This window comes from Streptomyces sp. NPDC006643, assembly GCF_042870175.1.
Taxonomy (GTDB): Bacteria; Actinomycetota; Actinomycetes; order Streptomycetales; family Streptomycetaceae; genus Streptomyces.
In genome coordinates, this window is the sequence record NZ_JBIAHA010000004.1 from 303,483 (window position 1) to 315,790 (window position 12,308).

Below are 12,308 nucleotides of genomic sequence, written 5' to 3' on the forward strand. Positions count from 1 at the left end.
TGCGGGGCTCTTCGACAGTTGTGGGCCCTTCGACGTTAAGGATCAGCGCATGCAATCCCCCGCGGTCCCCCCGCCGTCACCGCCGGCCACACCGTCGCCGTCGACGCCACCGGGAGCCGTGACACCGGCCCGCGTCGGTGTCGCGCTGGGTGTGGCCTCCCTGGTGCTGCTGGCGCTCGTCGCCGCCAAGTGGGGTCCGCTGCTCTCCTTGGACCGGAGCATCGCCGTCGATCTGCACCGGCAGGCGGTCGCCGACACGGGTCTCACCCACGCGAACCGGATTCTCACCGACTGGGTGTGGGATCCCTGGACGATGCGTCTGCTGACGGCGGTCGCCTTCTTCGTCCTCTGGTTCCGCCGCTCACGCCTCCTCGCCTGCTGGGTCGCCCTGACGAGCCTGGTGGGCGCCCTGATCTCGCAGGGTGTGAAGTCCGCCGTCGGGCGCCAGCGCCCCAGCTGGCCGGACCCGGTCGACTCGGCGCACTACGCGGCCTTCCCCTCGGGCCACGCGATGACCGCGACCGTCACCATCGGCATGCTCCTGTGGGTGCTGCGACGGTACGGGGTGAGCGGTGTGCTGTGGCGGGTCCTGCTGGTGGTGGGGATCGTCTCGGTGATCGGCGTCGGGTTCACCCGCCTCTGGCTGGGGGTGCACTGGAGTTCGGACGTGCTGGCCGGCTGGCTGTTCGGAACGTGTCTTGTGGCCCTGTCGATCGCCACGTACGAAGGACGGGCCTTGTCCCGGTGGCGGTGACCCGGCAAGGATCGGGGCCATGAAGATCAAGGGTGTGCTTTTCGACTTCTCAGGGACTCTGTTCCGTATCGAATCGGCCGGTTCCTGGCTCCGGGCCGTCCTCGACGAGTTGAGTGTGCCGGTGCCGCCCGAGGAGGTCCGGCGGTACGCGGTCCAATTGGCCGTCGCGGGCGCCCTGCCCGGCGGCCCGACGCCGCAGCAGCTCCCGCCGGACCTGGCCGGGCTGTGGGCCACGCGGGACGAGAGCGCGGAGCGGCACAGGGCCGCGTACACCGGCCTCGCCCGGCAGGTCGCGCTCCCCGATCCCCGGCTGTACGACGCGCTCTACGAACGTCATCGCACGCCGGACGCCTGGCGGCCGTACGCCGACACGGCCGAGGTGCTCGGCACTCTGAAGCGCGAGGGCATCGGTGTCGGAGTGATCAGCAACATCGGCTGGGATCTGCGTCCGGTCTTCCGCGCGCACGGCCTGGACGACTTCGTGGACGCCTATGTGCTGTCGTACGAGCACGGCATCCAGAAACCGGATCCACGGCTCTTCCGCGCGGCCTGCGAGGCCGTCGGACAGGATCCGCTCGATGTGCTGATGGTCGGCGACGACCGGACGGCGGACGGCGGCGCGGCCGAACTGGGCTGCGCCGTCCACTTCGTGGACCATCTGCCGGTGGAGGAACGCCCGGCGGGGCTGCGCCCGGTCCTCGCCCTCACCCGCTGAGGGAGCCCCCGCCCGGTCCTCGCGGCTGTGTCCCCCGGCGGATGCTTGCCTCCGGCGGACGTTGACCTCAAGCGAAGTTGACGTTGTTGGCTCGTGGTCGACGCGACAGCGGCCACGGACCAAGGACGGCGGACATGACTGACATCGGCATCTATCTCGGGACCGACGAGATCACGGAGAGCTCGCGCGACGCCGAGCGCCTGGGCTTCGAATCGGTCTGGTTCTGGGACCATCTCGCGGGGCGGTACGCGACACTCGCCCCGGAGGTGGTGCTGGCGACGGCGGCTGCCGTCACGGAGCGGGTGCGCGTCGGGTACGGCGTACTGCTCGCCGCCGTACGCCCGCTCCCGCTGCTCGCGAAGGAGCTGGCCTCGCTCCAGTACGTGTCGCGGGGGCGGCTGCTGGTGGGTGTCGGGGACGGCCGGGGCTCGTGGGAGCGCTGGCACGGCGGGCTGCGTGACGCGCCCGCGTGGGACGCGCTGGGCGTACGGCGCGAGGACGCCGAGGCCCGTACGGAGGAGGCGCTGCGGCTGCTGCCGCGGCTGGTCGGGGGTGAGCCGACCCGGGTCACCCCCGAGGGTGCCGGGATCACGCTCGCACCCGCCACGTCCCCGCCGCCGCTGCTGGTCGCCGGTGGTTCGGACGAAGCGGTGCTGCGACGGGCGGTCGCGTTCGGCGCGGGATGGTTCCCCGCGGTCGTCTCACCGGCCCAGATCGCCGACGGGGTACAGCGGTTGCGGCGGTACGCCGACGAGGCGGGCCGTCCGGTCCCGCCTGTCACCGTGGCCGTACCGATCCAACTCGACGTCCCCGCCGCGAAGGTGGCCGCCGCCCGGGAAGCCCTGGTCCGGATGGTCGTCGAGGGCTACGAGGTCGATCCGGCCCACGCCGCGGATGTCGGGATCGTGGGCACGCCCGAGGAGGCCGCGGAGCGGCTGGCCGCGTACGTCGAGGCCGGCGTCGACCGGATCGTGCTGAGCGGCGGTTCGGCGGCGGACTGGCGTACGGGCCATGAGCTGCTGGCGCGGACGGCCACGCTGCTGAACGGCTGAGCTGTCGGGAGCCGGTATGCCGATGCCGGGGCGAGGGGTGTCTTGTCGATCAGGCCGGATCGTGAGCGCGCGCCGCGCAGCGGCTGATGTCACGTTGGTGCGTGCGATCGCAAGGCGGAGGAGGGAGACAACGCGAAGCGTTGGCGACCGACGACAACGGAGGGGGGCACCTCCCGTGCCCCCCTCGGGCTACGGGGGAGAGTGCGCGTGCCAGGGACCGCGAGCCCGGAAAGATCGACAAGACACCCCCCAGGGCGGGTCCGGGAAGTAGCGTCGTCCGCCCGCGGGGCGGGGCCCGCGGCGGCTGGTGCGGTGCGTCGCAAGGCGGAGGATCGGCCTCGTACCGGGCGTACTCGGCCGACTCCGACACCGGGGGCACCTCCCGTGGCCCCCTGGGGCCCACGGGGGGGAGGTGCCGTGCCAGGCGTCGCGGGCCAGACGCGACTTTGCGGACACGCCCCAGGGCCCCGACCGTGGTGCGGATGGCCGAAGTTGGTCACTTGACCGGGCCATGCCACGCCGCCACGATGTGCGCGAACAACCAGGTCCTGTCCGGTGAACAGGATCTGGCCGCCCACTCACCCTGGCGCGGCTGAACCCCCCACACCGCTCCCCATCCAGGAGACAACATGCGACTTCGCATACGCGAGAACAGATCGAAGGCAGCCGCCCTCGCAGTCATGCTGGCGCTCGCCGTGGCCGTCCCGTTCACGGCGGAGGCCGCGCCCCCGTCCCCGCCACCCACCTCGAAGGCCGCGCCCGCGCCCGGCACCGCCGAGGAGCGGATCCGGCAGTACGAGATCCCCGGCGCGACCGACGCCGGTGCCCGTACCGCCCTCGCCGCCACCGGGGTTTCGGTGGACGAGGCGGACGCGGGCTCGACCGTCGTCAGCGCCACCGACTCCCAGGCGAAGCGGCTGCGCGCGCTCGGCCATCAGCTCGACGTGCTGCCCGGCCCACCGGCGAGGACGAACGGCAAGGCCGTCGAACCGTTCGACTTCCCCTCGGCCGACTCGCGCTATCACAACTACGCCGAGATGAACGCCGAGATCAACCAGCGGATCGCCGCCCACCCGAACCTGATCAGCAAGCGTGTCATCGGCAAGAGCTACGAGGGCCGGGACATCATCGCGGTCAAGATCAGCGACAACGTGGCGACGGACGAGGCCGAACCCGAAGTGCTTTTCACGCACCACCAGCACGCCCGGGAGCACCTGACCGTCGAGATGGCGCTGTATCTGATCCGTGAACTGGGTGACGACTACGGCACCGACTCACGGGTCACCAACGCCGTGAACAGCCGCGAGATCTGGATCGTCCCCGACGTCAACCCGGACGGCGGCGAGTACGACATCGCCACCGGCTCCTACCGCAGCTGGCGGCTGAACCGGCAGCCCAACTCCGGCTCTTCGAGGGTCGGTACGGACCTCAACCGCAACTGGGCCTTCCAGTGGGGCTGCTGCGGCGGCTCCTCCACCACCCCCGGCTCGGAGACGTACCGCGGCCCGCGCGCCGAGTCCGCGCCCGAGGTCAAGGTGGTCGCGGACTTCGCGCGCAGCCGGGTCGTCGGCGGCAAGCAGCAGCTCAAGGCGGCCATCGACTTCCACACGTACAGCGAGCTGGTGCTGTGGCCGTACGGCTACACGAACGCCGACACCGCTCCCGGCATGACGCTGGACGACCGGAACGCCTTCGCCGCCGTCGGCGGGAAGATGGCCGCGAGCAACGGCTACACCGCGGAGCAGGCGAGCGACCTCTACATCACGGACGGTTCGATCGACGACTGGCTGTGGGGCAACCAGAAGGTCTTCGCGTACACCTTCGAGATGTACCCCGGCAGCGCCGGCGGCGGGGGCTTCTACCCGCCCGACGAGGTCATCGAGCGCGAGACGAACCGCAACCGCGACGCGGTCCTCCAACTGCTGGAGAACGCCGACTGCATGTACCGGTCCATCGGCAAGGAGTCGCAGTACTGCGCGGCCTGAGCCGACGATCGCGTGACGAGTGACAGACGGCCGCGGCCCTCGGGTGGGTCGCGGCCGTCGCCGCGCGTGCGGGTGGGTCGCGGACGTCGTCGCCGCGCGTACGGGTCTCAGCCGAACCGGTCGTGATCCGCGAGGACTTCGGCGACCACCCGCCGGTTGACGGCTGCCAGCTCCTCGTCCCTGTCGATGTTCTCGGACAGGACCAGCAGCGACTTCCACAGCGCCCAGCCGCGGGCGCGCGCCCAGGCGCCGTCGTCCTGACCGACGGCCCGCCGGAACGCCGCCCGGCTGTCGCCCGCGAACATCCCCCACGCGATCACCAGATCACAGGCGGGGTCGCCGACCCCCGACGTCCCGAAGTCGATGACGGCGCTGAGCTTCCCGTCCGCGACCAGCAGATTGCCGGAGGCGATGTCGCCGTGGAACCACACCGGCTCCCCTCGCCACTCGGCGGCGAGCGCGGCTTCCCACACGTCGGCGGCCCGGTCGGTGTCCACCCGGCCCTTCAGGGCGGCCAGACAGCGGCGCGTCTCCTCGTCGTAATGAGCGGGCGGCGCCCCACGGTAGAAGCTGTGCTCGCCCGCGGCCGGCCCGTCGGTGGGGTCGCAGCGCTGGAGGGCCAGCAGGAACTCGGCCACGTCGACGGCGAATTGGGTCATGTCCCCGATGCGTTCGGGCCGCGCCGTCCCGCCGTGCAGCCAGCCTCGCACCGACCACGGAAAGGCGTATCCCTCCCCGGGGACCCCCTCACCGAGGACGGCCGGTACGGCGACGGGCAGCGCGGGCGCCAGCCGGGGCAGCCACCGGTTCTCCTTGGCGACGGCGGGCACATAGCCGGCGGCGGTGGGCAGCCGGACCGTCATGCTGTCGCCGAGCCGGTAGGTCCTGTTGTCCCATCCGTCGACCTCCACGGGCGTGACGGACAGCCCGCTCCACCGGGGGAACTGCGCGGCGATCAACCGCTTCACCAACGCGGCGTCGATACCGGCGCGGCCGTCGGGAGGAGTGCCGTCGGGAGGAGTGCCGTCGGAGGGGGTCGCGAGCGTGGGGACCATCCGACGATCATCGGCCTTGGCGACTCGGCCGGGCAACGCGTTTTCCCTGCGGGTCGCACCGACGCGGTCACTCCTCGGCTGCGGCGGCCTCAAGCCGCTCGGTCGGTCCGGCGAAGGCCAGATACAGCGAACGAGAACCGAGAAGCCAACGGCCCTCGACCTTCAGGAACGTGTCCTCGTAGTGGCCGACCTGCGTAGGCGCCCGCGGAGGCACGAAGCCACCGGTATGTCCGTCGACGCGGTACGTCGTGAAGTAACTCGTCGCGGTGGCCGTTGTCCCGGATGTGACGGTGACCAGGATGTTCGCGCATATCCGGCGGGAGAGCCGGTCGGCCGGCCGACCGGCGAAATACGACCGAAGCGCGTCACGGCCCTGCACCCGCCGGTCGCCTTCCGCCCACTCCCAGAACCCGGTGTCGGTGAACAGCTCGGCCACATCGCCCGGGTCGCCGAGGTCGAGCTTGTGCACGAACTCGACGATGAGACGTTCGCACGCCCGCTCGGCGAACAGCCGGTCTGCGGGGTCCAGTTCTTGGGGAGCCAGTCCTTCGGGAGCCATCCCCATGTCGTATCAGGACGATCAAGGCAGGGCGACCGCTTTTGACCCCGTTGGGCGCTCCGGACCGCGCACCTGACCGCGCTGGTCGTCCTGTACCGCGCTGGATACCGCTGATCGACGACCGTGCGGTTCGCCCATGGTCGCCGTCGTCCCCACTGCCATCGGCTCGACGGCTCTGACGCTGATCCGGGCCGACGTCCCCCGGTGGTGGACGTATCAGCCGCTGGTCCTCCGGGGACCGCTGACCGCAGCTGTCGCCCTCCCCCACCACCGTCGCCATCGCGCCGCGCGGCGCCGGGCTTCGACCGCTTCCGGGCCGAAGTTGGCAGACCGGCCGCGGGCCAGCGGATACGGTGCATAGGTGCAGATCAACGGGGAGGCGCAGGACGAGCCGGGGACCGCGCTGCTACTGGTGGCCGCCCCCGCGGGCAAGGGCAGACTCATCGACGCGGGCAGCGTGTTACCCGTGCTCGCCGCCGTGCCGCCGACCGCGCTCGCGGGCACCGCGACCGCCACGCTCATCGAACTGGCCGATCCTCTCGACCCGCAGGCCGTCCTCACCCGGATCCGGGGCGCCGCCGCCGCCGACGGCCCGCTCACCGTGGTGCTCGTCGGCCAGCTTCAGCTCGACCGCCGACAGCACGCCGTGCACCTGGCGCTCGCCCGCACCACGCCCTCGACCCTCCGGTACACCGCTCTCCCGTGGGCCTGGCTCGTCAACGAACTCCAGCAGCGCCGGCCGGACGCCACCACCCTCTACGTGGACCTGGTCGCCGACGCCGAGGTCTGGCAGCTGCTCGGCAGGGAACCGCTCGAACTTCCCAACGGCGCGCGTACGTACGGCGTCATCGGCCCGCCGCCCGGCCGGCGGCGGACCACCCACCCCGCGTACACCCACGCCCTGGCCCAGATCCTGCGCACCGGCCGGCGCTCCGCACCTGATCACCTGCACCACGAGGCGCTCCAACGCGCGGGCACCGTCGGGGACGCGCTGATCCTCGGCCCCGAGCTGCCCCCGGCCGCCGTGAGCACGCAGCTCCCGGCCACGCGTCCGACGCCCCCCGCCCAGGCGCCCCACCCGGCGCCGCAGGACCCGGCGCCTTCCTCGCCCCAGGATCCCCAGGGTCAGCCACCCGCCGCTCCGGCCGCGCCCGTACAGCCCCCTCCACCGCAGCGGCGGGCACAGCGCGACATCCCACCGGTCCATGTGCCCGACGTCGCCGCGCTGCCGGTCGAGGACGACCCGCACGAGCGGATCGCCGCGCTGTCCCAGGCCGGCCGCCACCGGGAGGCCGTCGCGCTGGCGCTCGCGGCCGAACAGCGCGCCGTGCAGAGCTTCGGCGCCGACACGTTCGCCGCCGTCCACTGGGTCGAGGTCCGCGCCCACCTCGCCTCGGTCGCCAACGACCCTGACCAGTCCTGTGCGTTGTGGCTCCATACGGCCCAGATCCGCCTCGACACGCTGCACCAGGCGCCCGACACCCACGATGTCGAGACCGCCGTCGACCGGGCCCACCACCAGTGGGACAGGATCCGCGACGCCGCCCACGCCCGCCGCCTGGCCCCGCAGCTCGTCGCCCAGCGCCGCCGGGTTCCCGGACGTCAACGCGCCGCCCTGGACGCCATTCAGAAGAAGCTGGAGCGGCTGAACAGCCTGCCCCCGAACTGAACCGGCCCCGGGGACGGACGCGTTGACCGCCGCCCCACGACGCGAGGCTCTTCTCCGCTCAGGGCGGGCTCCGCTCGCGCGCCGATCGGTGCCGCCGCCTTGGTCACTGCGGCCTCCGCACCCGCTTGCCGGCAGTGAGCCGTGAACCGGAGACCGCCTTGCGCCACCTCACCACCCACCCCCTGCCGGCCACCGGCCTGCGCTGGGTCGCCGACACCAGCTGGCATCTGCGCGGCGCGTGCCACGTCATGGACCCGGAGGAGGCGGACGAGTTGTTCTTCCCGCTCCCGCGTGACGTCTGCGCCATCGTCGAGGCCAAGTCGTTGTGCGCCCGGTGCGCGGTGCGGCTTGCGGCCGCGTGCGCGGAACGTGGCCGGGTCACGGCAGGCGCAGCGCTCGCAGGATGCTGTCGTGGGTGTGGCGGGTGCCGGCCGGGGCCGGGTTGGTGCGCGGGCGGGTTTCGTCGACCAGCACGCTCCAGGTGGGGCTGAGCAGTGGGGTGATGTCGTCGGGCTGGTAGTAGTCGTCGGGGTCGAAGTCTTCGGTCGGGGTGAGGTCGGCGCGGTCGTGGGTGGTGAAGAGCAGGGTGCCGCCCGGGGCGACTGCGTCGAGCAGGTGGTGGAGCGTTGTGTGGCCGGCCCGGTGGCGCAGCGGGAAGTACTGAAGGGACACCAGGTCGAAGGCGCCTGCCGGCGGCGGAGTCGTGTTCAGGTCTGCCTGTGTCCAGGTGATGCGTTCCTGGGCGTCGGCGGCTGAGCCGGCGGCGCGTTGTAGGGCGGTGGCGGAGATGTCGATCGCGGTGACCTGCCAGCCGCGGCGGGCGAGCCAGAGTGCGTCGGCGCCTTCACCGCATCCGACGTCGAGGGCGCGTCCCGGGGGCAGTTCGGCTACTTCGGAGACGAGTACGGGGTTGGGGTTGCCGCTGGAGACCTGGTCGCTGCTGCGGTACATGTCGTCCCAGTGCTGGGCGTCCATGGCGTGGGTTCCTGTCCGTGCGGGGTCGTGGTCGACGGTCGGGTGCTTCACACCACTGGCGTGCCGGTGGTCTCGGCGCCCGGCGTTTCGGTGTGTCGTCCGGGCCGGATGAGCAGGCCGCAGGTGAGTGCGCCCAGGATCAGGACGGCCACGGTCGCCCAGAAGGCGACGGTGTTGCCGTGCACGGTGGCGTGCGTGGCGGCGTCGGAGATATGGGGATGGGTGGCGAGGTAGCGGGTGGTGGCGCTGACGGCGATGGTGTTGAGGAGGGCGGTGCCGATGGCGGCTCCGATCTGCTGTCCGGCGTTGACCAGGGCGGAGGCGGCTCCGGCGTCGGCGGGGTCGACTCGGTCGGTGGCGAGATTCATGGCCGGCCCGAAGATCAGGCCGAAGCCGGCACCGGTGATGAGCAGGCCGGGAAGGATGCCCGCGGCGTAGGTGCTGTGCACGTCCAGCAGCGTGAACAGGGCGGTACCCGCGGCGGTGAGCAGGAAGCCGCCGACGACCAGCGGGCGCGGGCCGGTGCGGGGCAGCAGGACGGCGCCGGTCGCGATGGCCATCACCACCATGGCGATGACCATGGGCAGGAACGCCGCCCCGGTCATCATCGCGGTGAACCCGAGGACCTGCTGCAGGTGGTAGGCGAGGAAGAGGAAGGCACCGAACATGCCGACGCCGGCGATTGCGACCATCAGGTAAGCGCCGGCGCGGTTACGGTCGCGGACGACTCGCATCGGCAGCAGGGGTTGGGAGACGCGGGTCTGGATGACCACGAACAGGCCCAGCAGCAGGACACCGGTGCCGAGGCTGCCCAGGGTCACCGCGCTGGTCCATCCGTCGCGTTCGGCCGCCGAGCAGCCGTAGACCAGGGCCAGGACGCCGAGCAGCGATGTGATCATGCCGGGCAGGTCCATGCGGGGGCGAGGCGAGACCGCCTCCTGGGCGGGCACCACGGCGACGGCGGTCGCGAGCACCACGAGGCCGACGGCTACGTTGACCAGCAGGCACCAGCGCCAGTTGAGGTATTCGGTGAGAGCTCCGCCGAGCAGCAGTCCGATGGCGCTGCCGCTGCTGGAGACGGCGCCGAAGACTCCGAACGCCTTGCCGCGCACCTTCGCTTCGGTGAATGTAGTGGCCATCAACGAGAGCGTCGCCGGGGCCAGTAGGGCGCCGAAGAGTCCCTGAAGGGCGCGTGCGACCACGAGCGTACCGAAGCCGTCCGCGAGGCCGCCCAGGACGGAGGCGAGGGTGAAGCCGGCCGTGGCGAGCAGGAGCGTGCGCTTGCGGCCGAGCATGTCGCTCAGTCGGCCTCCGGCCAGCAGGGTGCCGCCGAAGACGAGGGCGTAGGCGGTGACCACCCATTGCCGGTCTGTGCTGCTGAAGCCCAGGTCGGCCTGGACGGTGGGCAGGGCGACGTTCATGACGGTGGAGTCGAGCACCAGGAGCAGCTGAGTCAGGCTCAGCACGGTGAGGATCCACCAGGGTCTCGACGGGCCTGAAAGCGCTGGGCGGGTCCGGGGCGCGGGGTCGGCGGAGACGGAAGGGTCGCTCATGTCAGTCCTACCCGGGAAGTTGGCTGTTGTACGGGGATGGCTCGCGGATCACAGGCCGTGGCGCCGGTCGCCCAGGACCTGTTCGCAGACGCGAGCCTCGGAGGCGGGCGAGAAGGGGTCGCGATGGGCCTGGACGGCACGGCGGGTGTCCTCGGCGATGAGGTCGGCGTTGATGGCTCCGGCGGCCAGGGAGCCGGAGGCCGCCGAACCCAGGACGTTGGCGTGCGGGTCGGCGAGATTGCCCGCGACCCATACGCCGGACACCGCAGTTCGCCCAGTGGCATCGGCGGCGATGTGCGCGCCGAGCCCGCTCGGGTGCGCCACGGGCTCCAGTTCGAGCCCGGCCAGGTAGTCAGCGCGCGGCGCCGGCTGCGGAGCGACGGCCACCGCCCGCAACGGCACCAGCTCGCCCGAGTGCAGACGGACCCCGCTCAGCTGGTCGTCGACGGCCTCAAGGCCGGCCACCTCGCCCTCGATCACGGTGATGCCGCGCGCGGCCAGCTGCTCCGCCTCCTGCGCATCGGGGCGGGGCGCGGTGTGCAGCAGCAGGGTCAGCCGGTCGGTCCACTGCCTGAACAGCAGCGCCTGCCGCACCCCCAGCGGGCTGGTCGCCAGGACCCCGATCGGCTGGTCGCGGATCTCCCAGCCGTGGCAGTACGGGCAGTGCACCACATCGCGCCCCCACCGCGAGGCCAGTCCCGGCACGTCGGGCAGCCCGTCCACGACGCCCGCCGTGGCCAGCACCCTGCGTGCCCGCACCGCAAGGCCGCCGTCGATGTCGATGTCGACCGAGAACTCGGCGCCCTCGCGCCGCACGCTCGTCACCCGGCCCGTCCGCACGGTGTTGCCGTAGCTCTCCACCTCGCGCCGCCCCGCCTGCAGCAGGTCACCGGGGGCCATGCCGTCGCGGGACAGGAAGCCGTACACGTGCTGGGCGGGCGCGTTGCGGGGACGGCCCTCGTCGATCACCAGGACCGACCTTCGGGCCCGCCCGAGCATGAGCGCCGCGCTCAGCCCGGCCGGGCCTGCGCCGACCACCACGCCGTCGTACCGGATGCTGCCGTTGAGCTGCGTGTTTGGGGTCATCGCGACCACCTCCGACCGTCACGGTGCACCCGCCTCACCAATCGGGCAAAGCTCTTTGCGGAAAGTGAAAACCACGTGCAGGGTGAGAGACGTGAACGACGACTTCGAGGCGGTACTGGCCGCCGTCGGCCCCCGGCTGCGCGAGCTGCGCCGCCGCCGCGGCGCCACCCTGACTGCCCTGTCGGAGACCACCGGCATCCCCATCAGCATCCTGTCCCGGCTCGAATCCGGGCAGCGCAAACCCGGCCTGGAACTCCTGCTGCCGCTCGCCCGCGCCTACCGGATGCCGGTCGAGGAACTGATCGGCGCCCCCACCGACCTGGACCCCCGGGTCTACCCCCAGCCCTTCACCCGCAACGGCATGACCGTCGTCCCGCTCTCGCGCACTCCCGGCGGGCTGCAGGCGTACAAACACATCCTCCCCGCCGGCCTGACCGACGGCCGCGAACCCGACCCCCGCTCCCACGAGGGCTACCACTGGCTCTACGTCCTACGCGGACATCTACGCGTCGTCCTCGGCGACAAGGACTTCATCCTCACCGACGGGGAGGTCGCCGAATTCGACACCCACCTCCCGCACTGGTTCGGCAACGCCGACGAACATCCCGTGGAGTTCCTCAGCATCCTCGGTCCACAAGGCGAACGCGTCCACATCAAAGCCAGCTACCGCCCCGACGAAACCCGTCCCAGCTGAGAGGCCCACCAGAACGAACAACGGAGCGCAGGACCCCCTCTTCGCCAACATCTCGCGTGCTCGTGTCAACAACGATCGTGACCAACACACCTAAGCCGCATCAAGAGCCGAAAAGTACCCACGCCGTCGGCCGAGACATAGCCCGGTCGTCACGGCCTCCGCCGCGGGGCGACGTACCGCCCACGGGCCGCATGCCACAGCGGCAGCGGCG

12 protein-coding genes are annotated in these 12,308 nt (G+C 71.8%); 7 read left to right on the forward strand and 5 right to left on the reverse strand.

Translation table 11 applies throughout. The features are described 5' to 3' along the window. Window positions 1–49 precede the first annotated feature (49 nt). The 4 genes from ACFYNU_RS08115 (at window position 50) to ACFYNU_RS08130 (ending at window position 4,506) form a co-directional block, all read left to right on the forward strand. A complete protein-coding gene (locus tag ACFYNU_RS08115) occupies window positions 50–754 on the forward strand; it encodes a phosphatase PAP2 family protein (protein WP_356585149.1) in 705 nt (234 codons plus the stop codon). 19 nt (window positions 755–773) lie between these two features. Further along, a complete protein-coding gene (locus ACFYNU_RS08120) occupies window positions 774–1,469 on the forward strand; it encodes an HAD-IA family hydrolase (RefSeq protein WP_356585150.1) in 696 nt (231 codons plus the stop codon). Window positions 1,470–1,603: 134 nt separating this feature from the next. Continuing rightward, window positions 1,604–2,521 carry an LLM class flavin-dependent oxidoreductase gene (locus ACFYNU_RS08125; protein WP_356585151.1) on the forward strand — a complete coding sequence of 306 codons (918 nt, stop codon included), beginning with the start codon at window positions 1,604–1,606 and terminating at the stop codon, window positions 2,519–2,521. 629 nt (window positions 2,522–3,150) lie between these two features. Next, window positions 3,151–4,506, forward strand: coding sequence for a M14 family metallopeptidase (locus ACFYNU_RS08130; protein ID WP_356596843.1), 1,356 nt, complete (start codon window positions 3,151–3,153; stop codon window positions 4,504–4,506). A gap of 107 nt (window positions 4,507–4,613) precedes the next feature. Here ACFYNU_RS08130 and ACFYNU_RS08135 read toward each other — a convergent pair whose 3' ends face one another. Together ACFYNU_RS08135 and ACFYNU_RS08140 are read right to left on the reverse strand one after the other, a co-directional pair. Continuing rightward, the gene (locus tag ACFYNU_RS08135) at window positions 4,614–5,561 is read right to left on the reverse strand and encodes an aminoglycoside phosphotransferase family protein (protein WP_356596845.1); all 948 of its coding nucleotides are present in this window, start codon (window positions 5,559–5,561) and stop codon (window positions 4,614–4,616) included. Window positions 5,562–5,628: 67 nt separating this feature from the next. Further along, window positions 5,629–6,120: a nuclear transport factor 2 family protein gene (locus ACFYNU_RS08140; RefSeq protein WP_356596847.1), complete on the reverse strand. Its 492-nt coding sequence runs from the start codon at window positions 6,118–6,120 to the stop codon at window positions 5,629–5,631. Window positions 6,121–6,481: 361 nt separating this feature from the next. Between ACFYNU_RS08140 and ACFYNU_RS08145 the strand changes: the two genes are divergently transcribed. Both ACFYNU_RS08145 and ACFYNU_RS08150 read left to right on the forward strand, forming a co-directional pair. Then, window positions 6,482–7,789: a hypothetical protein gene (locus ACFYNU_RS08145; protein ID WP_356596849.1), complete on the forward strand. Its 1,308-nt coding sequence runs from the start codon at window positions 6,482–6,484 to the stop codon at window positions 7,787–7,789. A 134-nt stretch (window positions 7,790–7,923) separates the two neighbouring features. Next, entirely contained in the window at window positions 7,924–8,280 is a 357-nt protein-coding gene (locus ACFYNU_RS08150) for a WhiB family transcriptional regulator (protein ID WP_356596851.1), read from the forward strand. Here the strand turns inward: ACFYNU_RS08150 and ACFYNU_RS08155 are convergent. The 3 genes from ACFYNU_RS08155 to ACFYNU_RS08165 form a co-directional block, all read right to left on the reverse strand. Then, window positions 8,168–8,764 carry a class I SAM-dependent methyltransferase gene (locus tag ACFYNU_RS08155; RefSeq protein ID WP_356596906.1) on the reverse strand — a complete coding sequence of 199 codons (597 nt, stop codon included), beginning with the start codon at window positions 8,762–8,764 and terminating at the stop codon, window positions 8,168–8,170. The genes ACFYNU_RS08150 and ACFYNU_RS08155 overlap by 113 nt on opposite strands. A gap of 47 nt (window positions 8,765–8,811) precedes the next feature. Next, window positions 8,812–10,230 carry an MFS transporter gene (locus ACFYNU_RS08160; RefSeq protein WP_356596853.1) on the reverse strand — a complete coding sequence of 473 codons (1,419 nt, stop codon included), beginning with the start codon at window positions 10,228–10,230 and terminating at the stop codon, window positions 8,812–8,814. 135 nt (window positions 10,231–10,365) lie between these two features. After that, window positions 10,366–11,403 (reverse strand): NAD(P)/FAD-dependent oxidoreductase, encoded by a 1,038-nt coding sequence (locus ACFYNU_RS08165; RefSeq protein WP_356596855.1) that lies wholly within the window; start codon window positions 11,401–11,403, stop codon window positions 10,366–10,368. Between the two features lie 91 nt (window positions 11,404–11,494). On the opposite strand from ACFYNU_RS08165, the gene ACFYNU_RS08170 reads away from it, so the two are divergent. Continuing rightward, complete coding sequence (locus ACFYNU_RS08170) at window positions 11,495–12,097, forward strand: XRE family transcriptional regulator (protein WP_356596856.1); 603 nt, start codon at window positions 11,495–11,497, stop codon at window positions 12,095–12,097. Window positions 12,098–12,308: the final 211 nt, after the last annotated feature.

What these genes read in the sequence shown, in the direction of transcription:
- ACFYNU_RS08165 (WP_356596855.1), bottom strand. Translation starts at nt 11,403, where the DNA reads ATGACCCCAAACACGCAGCTCAACGGCAGCATCCGGTACGACGGCGTG.
- ACFYNU_RS08140 (WP_356596847.1), bottom strand. Translation starts at nt 6,120, where the DNA reads ATGGCTCCCGAAGGACTGGCTCCCCAAGAACTGGACCCCGCAGACCGG.
- ACFYNU_RS08155 (WP_356596906.1), bottom strand. Translation starts at nt 8,764, where the DNA reads ATGGACGCCCAGCACTGGGACGACATGTACCGCAGCAGCGACCAGGTC.
- ACFYNU_RS08125 (WP_356585151.1), top strand. Translation starts at nt 1,604, where the DNA reads ATGACTGACATCGGCATCTATCTCGGGACCGACGAGATCACGGAGAGC.
- ACFYNU_RS08120 (WP_356585150.1), top strand. Translation starts at nt 774, where the DNA reads ATGAAGATCAAGGGTGTGCTTTTCGACTTCTCAGGGACTCTGTTCCGT.
- ACFYNU_RS08135 (WP_356596845.1), bottom strand. Translation starts at nt 5,561, where the DNA reads ATGGTCCCCACGCTCGCGACCCCCTCCGACGGCACTCCTCCCGACGGC.
- ACFYNU_RS08115 (WP_356585149.1), top strand. Translation starts at nt 50, where the DNA reads ATGCAATCCCCCGCGGTCCCCCCGCCGTCACCGCCGGCCACACCGTCG.
- ACFYNU_RS08130 (WP_356596843.1), top strand. Translation starts at nt 3,151, where the DNA reads ATGCGACTTCGCATACGCGAGAACAGATCGAAGGCAGCCGCCCTCGCA.